Below are 15,532 nucleotides of genomic sequence, written 5' to 3'. Positions count from 1 at the left end.
CAGGCTCAACAAAAGGACACACCCGATGAAACAGGTTATTTCACAACACGACGTCCAGCCCGATCAGGCCGGGCCCTTCATCATCGCCCGTGCCCTGCCCAATGCGGCGACGCGGTTTGTGGGGCCGATCATGTTGCTCGATCACTTGCCGCCGCGCGACATCGCGCCCGGCGAGTTGCGCGATCCTGACGGGTCCTTTGCGCATCCGCACCGGGGCATCGCAACCTTTACCTATGTTCTCGAAGGTGCGCTTACCCATGCAGACAGCACCGGCGGACACGGCACCGTCAACGCCGGTGGCGTGCAATGGATGAAGGCGGGCAACGGCATCGTGCATGACGAGATGATCGCCACGGATCTTCGCACAAACGGCGGCACGCTGCACAGCTTTCAGTTCTGGGTCAACCTGCCCGCCAAACACAAGGCGGAACCTGCCCAATATTTGCCGGTCCGCGCCGAAGACTTGCCGGTTGCGGCCTTGCCGGGCGGTCGGGGCCACCTCAAGGTGCTGTTGGGCAGCTACAATGGCAGCACCGCGCCGATCCCAATCTTTTCGAGCGAATTCATCTGGCATGTGCGCATCGAACCCACGGGGTCGGCAACGGTGGCGCTGCCAAAGGGTTTGCCCGTTGCAGGGTTTCTGCCCGTCCAGGGCGCTGTCGTAAGTGGCACGGAAATCGCCGCACACCGGTCGTTCATGCTGGCGGACGAAGGCACCGAAATCGACCTCGTCAACTCAAGTGCCGAGCCACTTGACGTGCTGCTGTTCGGTGGCAGGCCGATTGGCGAACCGGTGGCGGTCCGTGGCCCCTTTGTGATGAACACCGAGGCCGAACTGACCGACGCCTTCCGCGAATTCCGCGCGGGCACATACGGCCAGATCAACTATCCGGCAGCAGCCGGCTGACCGGCAACACCGCGTCCCTGCGCACCCAAACCAATTTTCCCGCAAAGCGGATCATCCGTCGACGGGCACATAACAAGGAACACCCTCATGTCCAACCGCATCGCCATCATCGGAGGCGGCTATATTGGCGTCCAATTGGCAAAATCGCTCGACGATGACGCCGACATCACGCTGATCGAGCCGCGCAGTCATTTCGTGCATGCACCCGCAATGATCCGCGCCGCTGTCGATCCCGCGCTGCTGGACCAGGGTTTGATCCCCTATGACAAGCTGTTGAAAAACGGCCGCGTCATCCGCGCCCGCGCGAGTGGCATCGACGGCGGCGGCGTGACGCTGGACAACGGCCAGCGGGTCGAGGCGGATCATATCGTGGTCGCCACCGGATCGTCGAACGCCATGCCGTTCAAACCCGTCGGCGACGACATCAAGGGGCTGCGCCAAGCCAACCGGCGGATTTACGACCAACTGAAGGCGGCGCGCAGCATCGGCATCGTCGGTGCCGGGGCCGTGGGCACCGAACTGGCGGGCGAAATCGCCCATGCCATGCCCGGCAAGAAAATCACGCTGATTTCCGATCTGGACCGCCTGTTCCCCACCATGCCGCACAGCCTGGGCGACGGGCTGGCCCGAAAACTGCGCGATGCGGGCGTGACGCTGATCCTTGGCAAGAGGGCGGAGAATTTGCAAAGCCTGACCGAGCCTTACGCCGGAAGCCTGACGCTGTCGGATGGATCAGAGCACACCTTCGACCTCATCTTCCCCGTCCTCGGCTCTCGCGCCAGTTCCGAAGTGCTGGCGGCTCTGCCCGCGGCACAGAAAAGCACCGCGAACCGGATCAAGGTCGATCGCTGGCTGCGCCCCTCGTCGCTGCCCAATGTATTCGCTGCCGGTGACGTGGTCGATGCCGGCGACGCCATGACCATTGTCGCGGCCAGCCGTCAGACGCCGTGGCTCAAGGCGACGTTGAAGGGGCTGATCGCGGGCAAGCAGATTGAAGACATGAAGCCCTACAAGCCATGGGGGCCGAAAGCACCGATCCTCGTGCCGCTCGGACCCAAGCGCGGCGCTTCCTTCCTCGGGCTATTCACCGCCGGGGACTTCCTGACGCGCAAAATGAAGGGCGAGGACCTGTTCGTGAAGAAATACAACAAGCTGCTGAACCGTTCCTGAGCGGCTGCGAACCATGACGCCGAAGCCCAAGCGACCACGTCGCGATCTGGACAAGGTCGCTTGGATCCTTCGATTCTTCCCATGCCCATGAGGAATGACGACTGTCATAAACACGAACTCCGACGCCATTCACCTCGACTTTTCGCTGAGAAGCAGGGAAGTGCGCTTCAAATGGCGGCATTTCACCGCCCGAATTTTTGCCGTAGTCACATAGTTATAAAAGCGGTCCTTCGCGCCCAGAACATCGGTGTCAGCGTCGTCCCGCCAGACCGACGTTCTGGCCGACAAAATGCTGCACCGCGCACCAATGGCCGCTTCGACGGGCCGCATCGCAGCATCTTGAGGCGGTGATGAAAGGCCGCAACGGGCGGTGACGATACAACGTCGGGTTTGCGGCAGCCAACAGTTCTGACGCCACAAACCCCTGCCGTTCACCTGTGATTGGTGTTTGCAACGCCCTCGCCAAAGTTTCGCCCATCACCTCGCCACCGCCCGTGGCACCGGGATGTGGGACTGGGGTCTCGGCCGATGTTTGGAGGGAGGACGGTGTGACGATCGCTGTTGTCGGCATGATCCTGACCGGATCACAGGCCGAGACAATCCTCGCTGACGGGAGGGCCGATCTGGTTGCAATCGGCGGCGGCATGCTCGACGATCCAATTCGGGGCCATCATGCGATTGTGGCCCGGGCATGCAGACGGGGTTGGTGACGCGGATGACGAAGATCTTCACACTTTTAGCCTTGGTGTTGGCGCTTGTGGGCTGCGGCGGCGGGCAATCCTCGGTGCCGGGCCTTCTTGCACCGCGGGTGCTCAACGCCGGTGATTATCGCGCACCGGGGATTCCCGCGCAGTTTGGCGACACGGATCCGCACGACTGGACCGGCCTCACACCGGCCCACTACGCGGTCCACGGCATCGACGCCGCGCGGTATAACGGGCTGATCGACTTCGTCGCCGCCCGGGCTGCCGGTGTGCGGTTTGCCTGGCTGAAGGCGACCGAGGGCGGCGACCGGCTCGACCCGGGATATGGGCTCAACGCGCGAAGCGCGCGGGAGGCAGGCGTGCCAGTGGGCGCCTATCATTTCTATTACCCGTGTCGTGACATCGCCGAGCAGGCGCGCTGGTTCATTGCCAACGTGCCGCGCGTTCCCGGTGATCTGCCGCCGGTGTTGGACATGGAATGGAACAACCACTCGCCCACCTGCCGGCTGCGGCCCCCACCGTCGCAGATCCGCGCCGACATCGAGACCTTTGCCCGCATGATTACAGCGCATTACGGCACAGCGCCAGTTGTCTATGTCACGCCGGATTTCTACCAAGACAACGATCTCGGCACCCTTGAGACTGTCGAGTTCTGGCTGCGCGCGGTCGCCGACCATCCCTCGACACGGTATCCCGGTGAACACTGGAGCTTCTGGCAATACAGTGGAACCGGTGTCGTCCCTGGTGTGGCGGGTCAGAGCGACCTCAATGCTTTCGCGGGCGATATGGCGGCGTGGGACCTCTGGCTGGCGGCCCGTCGGCAGCGCTGAACTGACCTACGGGCTAACCCCGCGACGTGGTTGGCTTTGGCTATGTTCCCGCCGCCGGCCAACCTCCGAGCGCCGAAAACGCTGCGCTCTGCACGAATGGCAGAATGACAAGCTGCATCGCATCTCGGGTCGGAATATGGTTGATGTTAGTGGGCCTGAGACCGGATTGTACGATGACGATGTCAAACGACGATGAACTGCGGACACTTCAGCGCGACGTTCAGCGTTTGCTGGGGCGATGCATGTTACGGCTGCAACAGGTTGAGCGGCTGATCAAAGCCATGGTCGTGGATCATAAGCTCTCGGGGCCGATGAATAGCTTGGAACAGGCACGGTCCACGCAGATCGACGGCACAGCCCTTAAGACACTGGGCACCTTGGTTGGCGAACTCCTTGGATCGTATTTCGTTGCGGGTGAAATCGACCCCAACGAAGGGACGGAAACCAACTCCCCTGAGAACGTCAATTGGTTCGCCATGCAGATTAAGCTTGGCTTACCGGCCGCAGAGTTCGTCCGGGTCGAGAGTGAATTGAAAGAATTGGTGCGTCTGCGGAACACTCTGGTTCACCACTTTATCGATCAACATGACATTGCGAGCTCGGATGGATGCCGTGGCGCGCAAGAAACATTGATCACCGCATACGCCCACATCGACCAACATCTTGGACAACTTCGGGAATGGGCGGTAACACTGGTGAAAACGCGGCAGGCGATGTCTGAGGCCTTGCAGTCCGATGAGGTCATAGACTTAGTCGTCAACGGTATTTCCCGCGATGGAAACGTAAATTGCGATGCCTCGGGCATCGTAAACGCCTTGCGAGAAGCCTTCGATGCACTGGCGGTCGATGGGTGGGCATCTGTCGCTGAGGCGGGAAGATGGGTAGCCAAGCGGTACCCCGAGGAACTACCTGCCAAGTATGAATGCGCAAGTTGGCGGCAGGTCGTGCATGAGACGCATATTTTAGAACTTCGGTACTTTGAAATGGATGGACGACGCACTGCCTGTTATCGGGAGAAGGAGCGTCCCGCGAAGTCGCCTTAAATTACGCTGGCGTCGCCTAATTGCTATGCGTCATCCCACGGCCGCCAATGGGAGGCTGCAGCGTGGCGACGGATCATTCCACGAAAGTCCGCTTTGAAGACGCTGCGCTGCAGCGTTTGATGTGACGGCCAAGGTTCGCTGTGGGTCGCCTACTGCCTCACATACGTCACATAGAAACCCTTCAACATGCGATGGTCCTGAAGGCGATCTCCAAGGTTGAAACCGTCTCGACGCAGCGGAGCCTGGAAGATGTCCAATCCGCGGTCGAGCACGATTTTCCAACCAGTGTCTGTCACGATGTCGCGTGCATGGGCGTTGCCTGACGTGTCGAAGGCCCAGGTGAAATCCACGCCGGATCCGGTGCAGGCCTCGGTAATGCTCTCCAGGAGCTCACGCTGCTTTTGAATGTCACCGTCATGCGGGCCTGTCACGAGATGGATGGCCACCTGATCCTCAGGCGCTTTCCGCCGAATGACCATTTCGACGAACTCCATCATGTTCCTGATCTGGTAGAAATACCGAATATAGGGGTCCGTCACCACGATCCGGGTGGCACCATCGGCATAGGGGCCAAACAGCGTGTCATAGCTGACGCCCTTGCGGTTTTCGGCAAAGACGTGATGGCCCTCTTCAGGTTTCGGTTTCTGCGGGGCGCTGGTCGGCGCTGACTGTGCCGCGACGGGCGCGACCTCAACCACGTCTGTTTCGGCGTCATCCTGCCGTCCGGGATCCCGCGCCGGTTTTCGATGATAGAACTGCGGGAACTCCTGCTCTTCAACAGTCTGGATACGCCGCTTTTCGCCGTCGGACCCGGAATAATAGAAGTCGACATCCGGATAGGTCGCATCTGTAGATTTCCACGCAGAAGTGAGCCGGATAGACGGATAATTTCCACTGAGATTTGAGCCATGTGACCCTTCCCCCAGCGCGATGCGCAACGGGGAGCAGCGGAGTGATACACATGGGACTTTTGAACATTATTCGACGGATGTCTTTGCGGGAGAAGCTATCGATCCGTGAGATTGCGCGTCGCACTGGATTGTCGCGCAATACGATTACAAAATATCTGAATGCGGGCACGATCGAGCCGCAGTTCGCGACACCGGAGCGGCAAAGCAAGCTCGATCCGTTCGCCGAGAAGCTTGCCGGTTGGCTGAAGACGGAGGCGGCCAAGTCGCGCAAGCAGCGGCGAACGCTGAAGCAGCTGCATGCCGATCTGGTGGTGCTTGGCTTTGATGGGTCTTACGGTCGGGTCGCGGCTTTTGCGCGTGACTGGCGGGCAGATCGGCAGCGAGAGCAGCAGGCAACAGGGCGCGGCATCTTCGTGCCGCTGTCGTTTCGTCCGGGCGAGGCATTCCAGTTTGACTGGAGCGAGGATTTTGCCGTTTTGGGCGGCGAGCGCGTCAAGCTACAAGTCGCCCATATCAAGCTGTCGTATAGCCGGGCCTTTCTGGTTCGGGCGTATCTGCTGCAAACGCACGAGATGCTGTTCGACGCTCACTGCCACGGGTTCCGGGTCTTCGGCGGCGTTCCAGGGCGTGGAATTTACGACAATATGCGCACCGCTGTTGACCGCGTCGGTCGTGGGAAGGAGCGGCAGGTCAACATGCGCTTCCTCGCAATGGCCAACCATTACGTGTTCGAGCCAGCGTTCTGCAATCCTGCCGCCGGCTGGGAGAAGGGGCAGATCGAGAAGAATGTGCAGGATGCCAGGCACCGTCTGTGGCAACCCATGCCGGACTTCCCCGATCTCGCGGCCCTGAATGATTGGCTGGAACAGCGCTGTGTGGCGTTGTGGAATGAGATTCCTCATGCAGCACTGCCGGGGAATGTTGCTGACGTCTGGGCCGCAGAACACCCCGTGCTGATGCCATTGCCGCCCGCCTTCGATGGCTTTGTCGAGCATAGCAAACGGGTGTCCCCGACCTGCCTAATCAGCTTCGAGCGCAACCGCTACAGTGTTCCAGCGTCGTTTGCGAACCGGCCTGTGAGCTTGCGGGTTTATCCAGAGCGTTTGGTGGTCGCTGCCGAGGGTCAGATCCTGTGCGAGCATGTGCGGGTGATTGAGCGCAGCCACCAACTCCCGCCACGCACGATTTACGATTGGCGCCATTATCTGGCCGTCCTTCAGCGTAAGCCGGGTGCGCTCAGGAACGGCGCGCCCTTCGTGGAATTCCCTCCGGCCTTCAAGCGGCTGCAAGACCTTATGTTGCGCAAGCCTGGCGGTGACAGAGAGATGGTTGATATCTTGGCGCTGGTTCTGCATCACGACGAACAGGCCGTGCTCGTCGCCGTGGAAATGGCCTTGGCTGAGGGCGTGGCAACCAAAACTCACGTTCTGAACCTTCTGCACCGTCTTATTGACGGAAAGACGATTGGTGGGCCGGACATCGAAACACCACAGGCACTGGCTTTGCGCAGTGAGCCAAAGGCGAATGTCGAACGCTATGACGGCCTGCGGGCCCGGACCGCCGGAGGCCGCCATGCGTCATGATCCCGCCAGCGGTGCCATCATCATCATGCTGCGCAGTTTGAAGATGCATGGCATGGCCCAAGCCGTCACCGACCTCATGGAACAAGGCGCACCAGCCTTTGATGCTGCGGTGCCGATGCTCGCTCAATTGCTGAAGGCCGAAGTGGCCGAGCGGGAGGTCCGGTCCATTGCCTATCACATGAAGGCCGCTCGCTTCCCGGCTTACAAGGATCTGACCGCCTTCGACTTCGCGGCCAGTGAGATCAATGAGGCCACGGTGCGCCAACTTCATCGGGGCGAGTTCATGGACGGTGCCCAGAACGTTGTGCTGATCGGGGGCCCTGGGACTGGCAAAACGCATGTCGCGACAGCCCTTGGCGTGCAGGCTGTCGAGCATCACCGCCGCAAGGTTCGCTTCTTCTCGACCATCGAGCTCGTCAATACGCTCGAACAGGAGAAGGCCAAAGGCAAAGCCGGACAGCTTGCCGAAAGCCTCGTCCGCCTGGATCTCGTGATCCTCGACGAGCTCGGCTACCTGCCGTTCAGTGCATCAGGCGGTGCGCTGCTCTTCCATCTGCTCAGCAAACTTTACGAACGCACCAGCGTCGTCATCACCACAAACCTGAGCTTCAGCGAATGGGCCACCGTCTTCGGCGATCCCAAGATGACGACCGCACTCCTCGACCGCCTGACCCATCGTTGCCACATCCTCGAGACCGGCAACGACAGCTTCCGCTTCAAAACCAGTGCAGCCACCGCGGCGCAGAAAAAGAGGGAGGACAATCACGTATTGACCAAAGCCTGAAACCCGAAACATAACCTAGAGGTGGCTCACTTCTCGATGGAAAACCCGGCTCACTTCCGCGTGGAAATCTACAATCAGATGGGTTTCCGGGTCGAGGACGCCTTGAAGCAGCTCTTTTATCTCGGATTTTTCGCTGTCGGCCTCGATTTCCAGAACCTGTTCGAGAATGTCACGCTCTTCCAAGATTTCCAGCGCGATATCGTAAAGGCTCAGGTCCAGCACACGCACGCCGGAATGGCCGACGCGGGAGACCAGATCCTTGCGATCATCGACAATCGACAGGCCTTCCTCAGCCGGAAAGGGGTAGATGAAGAACGGCACTTCATTGCCAAGGCCCTGCTTTGTCAGGAATTGTTCGCTGGTAATGACGCGGTAGAGGTGCTCAGCGCGTTCTCTTCTGCTCAACGCGGGCTTCATACTCATGCTCCGTCCATTGCTATGCCGGGAAAGAGGGCAAGCTCTGCCGGATTCTCGACTTCAAGCATCGTTTTCAATCGCGGCGAAAGAATGGCTGACTGGATGCGATTTGCGCTGGTTATGACGCCCGCGTCGCGCATTATGCGAAACATGACCTGTCGCAGTTTTTTGCGGGTGGAAGTGCTGAGTTTTGCCAGATCTTCATCCCACTCCGCCTTGGCCTCGAAGAGAATGTCAAAGGATTCCAGAGGCAAGTCGACCTGATAGGAAAGATGACGTTCGCGGATGACCTCGAGCGCAAATTCACGAACGAACCGATAGGCCCGGCATGTGGACAACCAGAGCAATGCCTGCTGGTCGGTGCGATCAGCCTCATCCAGCAGGAAATTGCGTTCTTCCGTAGACAAGGTCTGTAAACGGTTCGCGATTTCGCGCAGCGTACGACGATTGGACGCTGCTTTCGGAAGCAGCGTCGCACCTTGATCCATGGCGCGTAGCACGGTTTGCTCCCAAGGCTCGCCCTCGATATGAAGCCGGGCGACCGCGACACTTTCATTGATGAAAAGCCCGCCCGTGCTGAACGACATTCTGTACTTGTTGTGATGTACTTTGCTCATGCTGATTGTCTTCCCAGTGCGGCTTGCACCTCCGACCTGTTGACCAGCACGATGTGCTGATCTTGGGGCGCGCGCGCCTCAGGATCGGTGTCCAAGCCAAGTCGTTTGAGATTATAAAACAGGAGGCATTTCCGGACGACGACCTCGGCGGTGCCGTTGGTCATGCCGTAATCCAATTCAACCACACGTCGCTGATTGTCGGAGAGGGCCGGATGCGCTGCAATCTGTAAGGTGATCGGCTCCACCCAATCGGTATCCAACTGGGCATCTATCTCGGACGTGCCGGATAGCTGGCTGGTCAGAATACGGCTCAGGACGAAATCCTTGAAGATGCCATCCCTGAAACAATAGGCCCGCGCATGCCACCGAAATCCGTCATGGGCCACCCCGTGTGGTGCAATGTCACGCCCGATCGGCTTTGGCGACGACATGGATTGATAGGTGACGGATAACTGTCGCCCCTGAGCGCAAGCCATCAAGACGTTGCGCACCGTTGTGGCCCTAAGCCCTCGCGCGGGCACTGTCGGCGTTAGAATGCTGGGATGATCGACGATCCAATCCGATTTCGGCACCTGCGCGCCCTGAGCGACCGCAGCGAGATCCGCCAGATACTCAGCCGGATCAATCGACAGGTAATGCGCATCAAAACCTTCTCCCATCACGTAAGTCCGGGCGCTCTTGTCGTAGAATAGATGCTCAGGGTGATCGGCAATGTACCCGTTAAGATCCTTCGATGCCTGCGCCCGACTGATCTCCATCACGGACATCAGGTCGGCCAGCCCGATCGACCCATGCCAGAAAATGCGGTGTTCGATAAAGGCACGCCGGTCGCGTTGCCATCGGGTCAGGTGAGGTGTGTCACGGACAATCATACCGCATGGGTAGTGTGTATTTATTGACCCGTCCACAAAAAAGAACCCTTTGTGCCTCAAGCGTCACGACCTTTGGGCGGAGGATTTTCTCGACCGACGGTACGGCTTCGCCGCAGTTGCCGAAGATCGCGCCGGCCGACGGCACCGTTGCGCACCGACGCGTGCGACAGAGGGGCCGGCGGAATGTTCTGACCTGCGAGCATCGTGTCTGCATTTTCACCCCAGGGGCAGGCGCCGAAGCGCGCGTTGCAGTCGGTTGGGTCATCGTCGGCGGGCTTGGCTTTGCGACCGTCTTCACCTTGTTCTTGACGCCGGTCGTTTACCGCTGGATTGCCGTCTGGGGATCGCAACCCGGCTCATCGTCCCGCCGCTTGCAGCAGGAGAGAATGGTGCTAACAGCCGCAGGTAGACCCTGATCCTTATCCTACTATTCCGCCCTCGTCATCGACCTCGGCCTCGTCGGTCACGAGGCGGTGATTGGCGTTTGAGCCCTGTGGCGTTGACCACGTTTCCTGGCAAGCCAGCACCGTCTCTTTTCATCTTCTCGAACAGTTGAATGCGGCCGTTCAGGACCGCGGAGCAAAAGGAATAGTGCAAGAATTTGGTATCACTCGATCACATCATGGACTTGGAAATCTCGCGTGATTGGCTAGACACCTCGTGTTTGCCGGCATGGATGATGTGATCTGTTAGGCAACACCAGCCGGCACTCTGCGCCGATACAGACCACACCGGGTTAGCCCGTCAAATCTTCAGCAACGCACGCGCATTGTCGCGGCAGATTTTCAGGCGTTGCGCTTGCATGATATCCGCGGATTCGATCCAGTCGCCGGCCTCTTGTGCGGTCTCGAATGGGTAATCGACAGCAAACAATATCCGGTCATCGCCCATTGTATCGATCGTGCAACGTAGTGGTGCGTCGGCGCAGACGCCCGAGGTGGTGACCCAGATGTTGCGTTTGAAATACTCGGAGGGTGGCCGCGCGAGGGTCATGTCGCCGCGATTGGAAATCTCCCAGCGCGAATCGAGCCGCCAGAGCAGGAACGGCAGCGTCTCGCCCATATGGCCGAGGATCAGCTTGGCACCGGGGTAGCGGTCGAAGATGCCGGAGAACACCAGCCGCAACGCATGGGTGGCGGTCTCGACGGTCCATGACCAGACCGGCCCGAATAATTCGGGGTGGCCGTGATACATATGGGTGGTTTCGGGCGGATTATTGGGGTGGATATAGATCGGCACACCCAGATCGGCGGCGCGTTCCCACAGAGGCGCGCAGCGGTCATCGTCGAGATAGGTGGCGCCGGTCTGCCCGTTGACCATCGCGCCGCGCATGCCCAAATCGCGCACGCAGCGTTCCAACTCGTCCGCGGCGGCGGCGGGGTCCTGCAGCGCCAGATGGGCGAAACCACCGTAGCGGGCGGGTTGTTTCTGCATTTGAACGGCGAGGTAGTCATTGACCTCGCGCGCGCGTCGGACCGCGATCTCGGTGCGTTTCTCGGCCTGCACGCCGGGTCCGGCAAGGGAGAGCACCGAGGTTTCCACGCCGATGGAGTCCATCGCCGCCAGCCGCCGTTCGCCGAAATCCATCAGCGCCTCACGGGCCTTGCCAAACAGCGCGGGCGAGATATTGATCGCGGTGGTCGCGAAATACTCGAGGAAATCGGGGTGCATGAAGTGCTCTTCAAGCGCGATTTTCGGGGTCAGTGTCATCGGCGGTCCCTCAGAGTTCAAAGATTTTCTTCTCGGTGCGGTGCAGGCAGGCGGACGGTCCCTCGGCCTCGATCATGTAGTTGTCGCAAATCACCGCGAAAACGCGACCGTCATCAAAACCCGGATGCACGGCAAGGCACATGCCCTCGGCCAGCGGCATGGTTTCATCGTGGCGGATCAGCGGGCGCTCAACCATTTCATAGCCCTGACCATGGGCGTAAAGCCTCGTTTCCGGGGGCAATCCGCGGGCGCGCATCCATGCGTCATGAGCCGCGCTGATCTGGGCGGGGGCGGCGCCGGGGTGCATCAGCGAAAGCGTATGGTCCTGCGCGGCTTTGACCTGTTCGAACGCGCCAAGCAGGTGGTCGTCGGCAGTTCCGAGCACCATGGTGCGGGCGATTTCGAGATAGAGGCCGCCGGGGCCGCTTACCTCGATCAGCAGGGACATATGGTCTCCGGCGCGCAGCTCGCGAGTTTGGAAGTGGCGCGGGGCAAAGCGGCTGGCGCTGCCCATCGGCGCCGAGAGCCCGAGATGGATACCTTGATCGCTGCCCAAACGGCGCCCGACAGCCTCGGCAAAAGAGGTTATATCGCGGTCACTCACGCCTGGGCGGATAAAATCGCAAACCTCGGCAAAGACCTGATCTTGCAACGCGGCGCATTGGTGGATCAGGGCAATTTCCTCGGGGCTTTTGATCGCCTTGGCGGCATCGAGCGCTTCGGTCACATCGAACAGATCGAACTGCGTCATCAGCGCCGCGGTCATCGAATAGGGCATGGCGGCCGGCGCCAGCGCTCCGACCCGCTTGCAACCCTGAAGGCAGCCGAGCAGCAGCTCGGTATCATAGCGGATCGTGTAATGGATCGAATGGAAGGAGGGCGTGCCCAGAACCTGCCCGACGCCACGCGTGGATTTATTTCCCGCCTGGGGCCTGCGGTCGGTCCCGAAAGCGCCCATCTCGATCACCACCATCGGGCGGTCGGCAAAGAACACCACCGTGCGCGGGTAGCCGTTGTTGGCGGGCACATCGGTGAACCAACGCACATAGCCGCCGATCCAGTCTTCGCGCGCCTGCATCACCAGCGCGTCGAGGCCGTGATCGGCCATGATCTGGCGCGCAATCGTCCAGCGACGCTCGAGTTCCTTGTCCGAGATCGGCGAGTTCGTGTCGGGCATCTGGTTAACTCCGGTCAAGACGGTTGGTCAGTGCGGCAGTGCCGCCGCGCAGGTATTCCACCATATGCGCGGCGACACGGGGCAGGGCTTGCTGTGCGTAAACGTCTGAAAACCCGCCGATATGTGGCGTAACGATGACATTGGGCAGGGTCCAGAACGGGCTGCTCTCGGGCAGGGGCTCGGTGGCGAAGACATCAAGGCCCGCGCCCGCGATCGTGGTGTCTTGCAAGGCGGCGAGCAGCGCCTCTTCGTCGACACAGCCGCCGCGTGAGAGGTTGATCAGAAAGGCATGTCGGGGCATGGCTGCGAGGATCCCGGCGTTGATGATATGGTGGGTTTTTTCGCTATAGGGCGTCAGGATCACGAGGAAATCGGCCTCGGCCGCGGCCTGCGAAAGTGCTGCGCGCGTATAGATCGCGGCGAAACCCGGCACCGCACTGCGGCCATCGCTGACGCCGGTAACGCGCATGCCGAATGCGTTACACATACCGGCGAGGGTCTCCGAGATCGCCCCGATCCCGACCAGACAGACGGTTTTGCCACGCAAGAGCGGCTGCTGCCAGCGCTGCCATGTCGCCTGCCTTTGATTGTTCAGCATCTGCGGGAAATTGCGCGCGCACGACAGCATCATCAGGATCGCGAGTTCCGACATTTGCGGGCCGTGAAACCCGCTGGCATTGGTCAGGGCGATCCCCGAAAGCGCGGGATCCGCGAGCAGATTGTCGACACCTGTGGTCAGCGCTTGCACCCATTCCAGCCGTGGTGCGGCGCGCAACAGCTCGGACGTCAGGCGCGGGGCAAGACCGATGATCACTTGCGCACCGGTTGCGAGGGACAGGGCCGCCTCGGGCGATGCGGCGGTGAGGTATTCGGCGCCCGCAGCCGCTTTGCGCAGGGCTGCGGCATAAAAGTCAGCCTCGGAGTCGACGATCAGGACTTGGGGGATTTGCATAGCGTCCTCAATACAAAACGGCGGGCAGCCAGAGGGTGAGTTGCGGAAACGCGAGGATCAGCGCGATCAGGATCACCGGCGCGATGAGAAACGGCAGAATGCCGCGGTAGAGTGCGCCCATCGACATATCGGGCACCTGCGCGCGGATGATAAACAGGTTCATCCCGACCGGCGGGGTGATCAGCCCCAGTTCCACCAGCACCGCGACCAGTACGCCGAACAGGATCGGGTCAAATCCGTAGCCGACGACCACCGGCAAGAACACCGGCACGGTGATCAGCACCATGCCGATCCCCTCGAGAAAACAGCCCATGACGATATAGATCAGGATGATCAGCGCGATCACCATCGCGGGCGAGAGATCGGCGCCTTGCGCCAGCGCCAAGAGCGTATCCGGCAGCCGCGTTTGCACGATGAACTGCGAGAACAGCGTGGCGCCAATGACGATCATGAACAGCGCGCAGGACACTAGGACCGAGTTTTGTACCGCCTTTACGATCCCTGCCAGATTGAGCGACCGGCGCAACAGGCCCAGCACGATGGCACCGAAGGCGCCGATCGAGGCGGCCTCGTTGGGGCTGAAAACCCCGGCATAAATCCCGCCGATGGAGAGAACGAACAGCAGCGCGAATTGCCACGCATGGCGCAGGGACAGCAGCCGCTCGAACAGGCTGGCCGAGGCCTCGCTCGGCACCATTCCCGAGCGCCGCGCCAGCCAGAGGGCCACGGCGATATAGATCAGCATCAAGACAATGCCGGGGATCAGGGAGGCGGCAAACAATCTGGCAATCGATTGTTCGGCAATCGAGCCGTAGATCACCAGAATGATCGACGGCGGGATCAATATGCCCAGCGATCCACCCGCCGCAATCGCGCCCGAGGAATAGCCGTCCTCATAGCCCGCTTTGCGCATTTCGGGCATGGCGATCCGGGTCATCGTGGCGGCGGTGGCCACCGATGAGCCGCAGATCGCCCCGAAGGCACCCGAGGCCGCCAGCGACGCCACCGCCAGACCGCCGCGCAGCCCCGAGACGATCACCCGCGCGGCTTTGAACAGTTCCGACGACATCCGCGAGCCGGAGGCGACTTCGCCCATCAGCACGAACAGCGGCACCACCGAGAGATTGTAATTCGAGGCGGTGTCGAAAAACACGGTCCCCGCCACATATTGCGCGGTGCTGAGGCTGTTGTAGATGATATTGCCAAGGATGCCGACAATCGCCAGTGACAGCCAGACCGGCTGGCGCAGGAACAACAGCACGAACATCAAGCCGATGCCCGACAGGCCCAGGGCAAAACCGCTCATTTCTGCGCCTCCTGTCCGCGCGCAAAGCCGATGATTTGCAGCACCGCTGCCCAAAGCACGCCGGCGAGCCCGCAAAAGGCCAGCGCCCAGAGGATCCACTGCGGCACGCCAAGTTCCAAGGAATAGCCGCCCCATTGCCAGGCGTCTTGCGCCGGGCTGATCATCGACCAGCCGATAAAGGTGATCACTGCAAAGCTGAGCAGCGACCCGACCGCGCCGAGAATGCGCACGGCGTTCGGCCCGATGATCGCGTCGATCAGGTCGATCAGGATTTCGCCGCGTCTGACAATCACCGGACCGATGCCGAAGGCGACCATGACCAGCAACATGATCGACACCACGTCATAAGCGCCCTGCACCGGCGTGTTGAACGCGGCGCGCAAGACAACATCGCCAACGACGGTCAGCATCATCACCGTCAGTGCAGCCGAGGCGATCCAGAGGGAGTATGTGGCAATGCGCGAGCGCGGTTGAGGCTTGGCCTCGTGAACTGGCGGGTGCGCGGACGATCTGTCGGCGGGCATAAGGATGTCCTGGGTTCAGCCAGCG

The 15,532-nt window shown here is 60.7% G+C and carries 16 protein-coding genes; 7 read left to right on the top strand and 9 right to left on the bottom strand.

The window, feature by feature from the left end:
* Positions 1-25 precede the first annotated feature (25 nt).
* From VDQ28_RS18170 to VDQ28_RS18155, 4 genes are all read left to right on the top strand, one after another.
* On the top strand, positions 26-907 hold the full coding sequence (locus VDQ28_RS18170; protein WP_323037268.1) for a pirin family protein: 882 nt from the start codon (positions 26-28) through the stop codon (positions 905-907).
* Positions 908-994: 87 nt separating this feature from the next.
* On the top strand, positions 995-2,077 hold the full coding sequence (locus tag VDQ28_RS18165; RefSeq protein WP_323037267.1) for an NAD(P)/FAD-dependent oxidoreductase: 1,083 nt from the start codon (positions 995-997) through the stop codon (positions 2,075-2,077).
* A 715-nt stretch (positions 2,078-2,792) separates the two neighbouring features.
* Complete coding sequence (locus VDQ28_RS18160; RefSeq protein ID WP_323037266.1) at positions 2,793-3,611, top strand: GH25 family lysozyme; 819 nt, start codon at positions 2,793-2,795, stop codon at positions 3,609-3,611.
* 173 nt (positions 3,612-3,784) lie between these two features.
* Positions 3,785-4,654 (top strand): OST-HTH/LOTUS domain-containing protein, encoded by an 870-nt coding sequence (locus VDQ28_RS18155; RefSeq protein ID WP_323037265.1) that lies wholly within the window; start codon positions 3,785-3,787, stop codon positions 4,652-4,654.
* 149 nt (positions 4,655-4,803) lie between these two features.
* Here the strand turns inward: VDQ28_RS18155 and VDQ28_RS18150 are convergent, their stop codons facing one another.
* Complete coding sequence (locus VDQ28_RS18150) at positions 4,804-5,352, bottom strand: MIT C-terminal domain-containing protein (RefSeq protein WP_323037264.1); 549 nt, start codon at positions 5,350-5,352, stop codon at positions 4,804-4,806.
* Positions 5,353-5,615: 263 nt separating this feature from the next.
* Here VDQ28_RS18150 and istA point away from each other — a divergent pair, with 263 nt between their 5' ends.
* Positions 5,616-7,148, top strand: coding sequence for an IS21 family transposase (gene istA / locus VDQ28_RS18145; RefSeq protein ID WP_323034837.1), 1,533 nt, complete (start codon positions 5,616-5,618; stop codon positions 7,146-7,148).
* On the top strand, positions 7,138-7,932 hold the full coding sequence (gene istB / locus VDQ28_RS18140; protein ID WP_323034836.1) for an IS21-like element helper ATPase IstB: 795 nt from the start codon (positions 7,138-7,140) through the stop codon (positions 7,930-7,932). Before istA ends, istB begins: the two co-directional genes overlap by 11 nt.
* Before the next feature lie 15 nt (positions 7,933-7,947).
* Here the strand turns inward: istB and VDQ28_RS18135 are convergent, their stop codons facing one another.
* Genes VDQ28_RS18135 through VDQ28_RS18125 form a run of 3 tightly spaced genes read right to left on the bottom strand, consistent with a single transcriptional unit; the run spans position 7,948 to position 9,838 of the window.
* A complete protein-coding gene (locus VDQ28_RS18135) occupies positions 7,948-8,355 on the bottom strand; it encodes a BREX protein BrxB domain-containing protein (protein ID WP_323037263.1) in 408 nt (135 codons plus the stop codon).
* Positions 8,352-8,966, bottom strand: a complete 615-nt coding sequence (locus tag VDQ28_RS18130; protein WP_323037262.1) for a DUF1819 family protein — start codon at positions 8,964-8,966, stop codon at positions 8,352-8,354. Before VDQ28_RS18130 ends, VDQ28_RS18135 begins: the two co-directional genes overlap by 4 nt.
* Entirely contained in the window at positions 8,963-9,838 is an 876-nt protein-coding gene (locus VDQ28_RS18125; protein WP_323037261.1) for a WYL domain-containing protein, read from the bottom strand. Before VDQ28_RS18125 ends, VDQ28_RS18130 begins: the two co-directional genes overlap by 4 nt.
* Positions 9,839-9,843: 5 nt before the next feature.
* On the opposite strand from VDQ28_RS18125, the gene VDQ28_RS22675 reads away from it, so the two are divergent.
* On the top strand, positions 9,844-10,254 hold the full coding sequence (locus VDQ28_RS22675) for an efflux RND transporter permease subunit (protein WP_416349400.1): 411 nt from the start codon (positions 9,844-9,846) through the stop codon (positions 10,252-10,254).
* Between the two features lie 328 nt (positions 10,255-10,582).
* Here VDQ28_RS22675 and VDQ28_RS18115 read toward each other — a convergent pair whose 3' ends face one another.
* From VDQ28_RS18115 to VDQ28_RS18095, 5 genes are read right to left on the bottom strand one after another with little or no spacing between them, the layout of a single operon-like run.
* Positions 10,583-11,548 (bottom strand): amidohydrolase family protein, encoded by a 966-nt coding sequence (locus VDQ28_RS18115; RefSeq protein WP_323037260.1) that lies wholly within the window; start codon positions 11,546-11,548, stop codon positions 10,583-10,585.
* 10 nt (positions 11,549-11,558) lie between these two features.
* Positions 11,559-12,725: a M24 family metallopeptidase gene (locus VDQ28_RS18110; protein WP_323037259.1), complete on the bottom strand. Its 1,167-nt coding sequence runs from the start codon at positions 12,723-12,725 to the stop codon at positions 11,559-11,561.
* 4 nt (positions 12,726-12,729) lie between these two features.
* Positions 12,730-13,677, bottom strand: coding sequence for a D-2-hydroxyacid dehydrogenase (locus VDQ28_RS18105; RefSeq protein WP_323037258.1), 948 nt, complete (start codon positions 13,675-13,677; stop codon positions 12,730-12,732).
* A 7-nt stretch (positions 13,678-13,684) separates the two neighbouring features.
* The gene (locus tag VDQ28_RS18100; protein ID WP_323037257.1) at positions 13,685-14,983 is read right to left on the bottom strand and encodes a TRAP transporter large permease; all 1,299 of its coding nucleotides are present in this window, start codon (positions 14,981-14,983) and stop codon (positions 13,685-13,687) included.
* Entirely contained in the window at positions 14,980-15,507 is a 528-nt protein-coding gene (locus VDQ28_RS18095; protein WP_323037256.1) for a TRAP transporter small permease, read from the bottom strand. Before VDQ28_RS18095 ends, VDQ28_RS18100 begins: the two co-directional genes overlap by 4 nt.
* Between the last annotated feature and the right edge of the window lie 25 nt (positions 15,508-15,532).

It is taken from the genome of Pararhodobacter sp. (assembly GCF_034676545.1).
GTDB lineage: Bacteria > Pseudomonadota > Alphaproteobacteria > Rhodobacterales > Rhodobacteraceae > Pararhodobacter.
Note: the sequence above shows the minus strand (reverse complement) of the source record. Positions and strands in the feature narration are given on the sequence as shown.

Bases quoted from the DNA above. Each gene is read 5' to 3' on its own strand.
- VDQ28_RS18170 (WP_323037268.1), top strand. From the start codon at position 26: ATGAAACAGGTTATTTCACAACACGACGTCCAGCCCGATCAGGCCGGG.
- VDQ28_RS18165 (WP_323037267.1), top strand. From the start codon at position 995: ATGTCCAACCGCATCGCCATCATCGGAGGCGGCTATATTGGCGTCCAA.
- VDQ28_RS18160 (WP_323037266.1), top strand. From the start codon at position 2,793: ATGACGAAGATCTTCACACTTTTAGCCTTGGTGTTGGCGCTTGTGGGC.
- VDQ28_RS18155 (WP_323037265.1), top strand. From the start codon at position 3,785: ATGACGATGTCAAACGACGATGAACTGCGGACACTTCAGCGCGACGTT.
- istA (WP_323034837.1), top strand. From the start codon at position 5,616: ATGGGACTTTTGAACATTATTCGACGGATGTCTTTGCGGGAGAAGCTA.
- istB (WP_323034836.1), top strand. From the start codon at position 7,138: ATGCGTCATGATCCCGCCAGCGGTGCCATCATCATCATGCTGCGCAGT.
- VDQ28_RS18135 (WP_323037263.1), bottom strand. From the start codon at position 8,355: ATGAGTATGAAGCCCGCGTTGAGCAGAAGAGAACGCGCTGAGCACCTC.
- VDQ28_RS18130 (WP_323037262.1), bottom strand. From the start codon at position 8,966: ATGAGCAAAGTACATCACAACAAGTACAGAATGTCGTTCAGCACGGGC.
- VDQ28_RS18125 (WP_323037261.1), bottom strand. From the start codon at position 9,838: ATGATTGTCCGTGACACACCTCACCTGACCCGATGGCAACGCGACCGG.
- VDQ28_RS22675 (WP_416349400.1), top strand. From the start codon at position 9,844: ATGGGTAGTGTGTATTTATTGACCCGTCCACAAAAAAGAACCCTTTGT.
- VDQ28_RS18115 (WP_323037260.1), bottom strand. From the start codon at position 11,548: ATGACACTGACCCCGAAAATCGCGCTTGAAGAGCACTTCATGCACCCC.
- VDQ28_RS18110 (WP_323037259.1), bottom strand. From the start codon at position 12,725: ATGCCCGACACGAACTCGCCGATCTCGGACAAGGAACTCGAGCGTCGC.
- VDQ28_RS18105 (WP_323037258.1), bottom strand. From the start codon at position 13,677: ATGCAAATCCCCCAAGTCCTGATCGTCGACTCCGAGGCTGACTTTTAT.
- VDQ28_RS18100 (WP_323037257.1), bottom strand. From the start codon at position 14,983: ATGAGCGGTTTTGCCCTGGGCCTGTCGGGCATCGGCTTGATGTTCGTG.
- VDQ28_RS18095 (WP_323037256.1), bottom strand. From the start codon at position 15,507: ATGCCCGCCGACAGATCGTCCGCGCACCCGCCAGTTCACGAGGCCAAG.